Annotated in this window: 2 protein-coding genes; one reads left to right on the plus strand and one right to left on the minus strand. The window is 68.5% G+C overall.

Annotation, left to right across the window (positions count from 1 at the left end; translation table 11 throughout):
• The coding region (locus tag I9P22_RS24070; protein WP_199262741.1) for an MFS transporter at positions 1–633 on the minus strand (633 nt) is incomplete at its 3' end.
• A 277-nt stretch (positions 634–910) separates the two neighbouring features.
• On the opposite strand from I9P22_RS24070, the gene I9P22_RS24075 reads away from it, so the two are divergent.
• Positions 911–1660 (plus strand): GntR family transcriptional regulator, encoded by a 750-nt coding sequence (locus tag I9P22_RS24075; RefSeq protein WP_199262743.1) that lies wholly within the window; start codon positions 911–913, stop codon positions 1658–1660.
• Positions 1661–1926 lie beyond the last annotated feature (266 nt).

Consider the following 1926-nt stretch of genomic DNA (forward strand, 5'->3'; position numbering starts at 1 on the left):
CACCCGGCGGCGCGAGAAGGCCAGCGGCCCGGCGGCGCGGGCGCCGGCGGCCTGGCGCCGCCCCTCGGCCCAGCTGCCGACCCGCCACAGCACCGCCGAGCCCAGCATGGCCGCGATCGAGAAGATCGCCACCGAAGGCCGGCCCAGCGGCACGACGATGAAGGCGGCCAGCAGCGGCCCCATGGCCTGGCCGAAATTCCCGCCCAGCTGGAACAGCGATTGCGCGGTGCCGAAGCGCCCGCCCGAGGCGATTCGCGCCACCCGCGAGCTTTCGGGGTGGAACACCGCCGAGCCGACGCCGATCAGCATGGCCCCGGCCAGCAGCACCCAGTATTCATGCGCCAGTGCCAGCAGCAGCACCCCGCAGACGGTCGCGCCCATGCCCACCGCCAGCGAACGCGGCATCGGCCGCTTGTCGGTGACCGCGCCCACCACCGGCTGCAACAGCGAGGCGGTGACCTGGAAGGCGAAGGTCATCAGCCCGATCTGCCAATAGGACAGGGTGAACTCCTGTTGCAGCAGCGGATAGATCGCCGCCAGCATGGACTGCATGATGTCGTTGATCATGTGGCACAGGCTGATCGCGACCAGCACCGTCCAGGCCGTGGCCGAGCTGCCTTGGCCGCGGAACATCGTAGCTTCCGACACGGGCTCACCCTCTTGTGGATTGCCCGCCTTGTCATGCCGGGCCTGGGAATTGTCAACAACCCGGGCGAAGCTTGGCCGATCGCCTGAATTGCGCTTGACCCCCAGTGAAATTTGCCATCAAAACTGAACCAAAGTGTTTACTTGCGTTTTCCGGTCGCCCGGTACTGCCAGCCGGCGCGCCGTTCGGGCCATTCAGCCGGGCCTGCCGGACCGGGCGTATCGAGTTCAACCACACCCGTCATAAAAGCCATAAACCATAGAAATGATCAGATTCCCCAGCCATCTGGCCCAGGCTCTTTCAGCGCAGGAACAAGAGCGCAAGCGCAGGAACATGACCTGGCAGGCGGTGCAGGAGGAGGTTCTGAACCGCATCCAGAACGGCGAATGGCCCGAGGGCGGCCTGATCCCGACCGAGGCCGAGCTGGCCACCGAATTCGGCTGCGCCCGCGCCACCGTGAACCGCGCGCTGCAGACGCTGGCGCAAAGCGGCGTGCTGGAACGGCGGCGCAAGGTCGGCACCCGGGTGGCGCAGCATCCGCGCGTGCAGATGGTGCGCACCCTGCTGCGGCGCGAGATCGAGGCCTCGGGCAAGGTCTATGGCTATGCCCTGCTGGATTGCCGGGAATGCTCTCCCCCGGCCGACGTGGCCCAGGCGATGCTGCTGCGCACCGAGGACGTGCTGCTGCGCGTCCAGGCCCGCTTCAGCGCCGACGGCGCGCTCTATTGCTGCGAGGAGCGCTGGATCAACAATTACGCCACCCCCGGCCTGACGCGCGAGGTGCTCGAGGAGATGAGCCCCTGCGAATGGCTGCTGGGCCATGTGCCGATCAACCGCGGCAGCATGGCCATGGCGGCGTCGCGGGCCGGCGAGGACTTCGTGTCGCTGGCTCTGGAACTGGACCCCGCCGATCCGGTGCTGCTGCTCGAGCGGGTGGACTGGCTGGGCAACATGCCGGTCTCGCTGACCCGGCGCTACTTCCCGGAAACCCACCGCTTCACCGCGACGATCTAGGGTGCCGTTCAAGCCGAGTTGACCGCCGCTTGCTTGCCTTGGCCGCCGCATTTGGCCAAAGCTGCGGAAAAACCACAAGCACGACAGGCAAGCAGAGCGGATCCGAGCATGTTCCCGACAAGCCCGAGCCCGGGCCTTTTCTCGCGCCTCGCCCTGACCGGCGCGGCCCTTCTCCTGCCGCTGGCGCCCGGCTGGGCGCAGCCCGCGGCCACCGTCCCGGCCATCGCGCCCGCCACCGCCCAGGCCCCGGCCATCGCGCCGGTGGC

Source organism: Paracoccus binzhouensis, assembly GCF_016446475.1.
Lineage (GTDB): Bacteria > Pseudomonadota > Alphaproteobacteria > Rhodobacterales > Rhodobacteraceae > Paracoccus > Paracoccus binzhouensis.

Bases quoted from the DNA above. Each gene is read 5' to 3' on its own strand.
- I9P22_RS24075 (WP_199262743.1), top strand. From the start codon at position 911: ATGATCAGATTCCCCAGCCATCTGGCCCAGGCTCTTTCAGCGCAGGAA.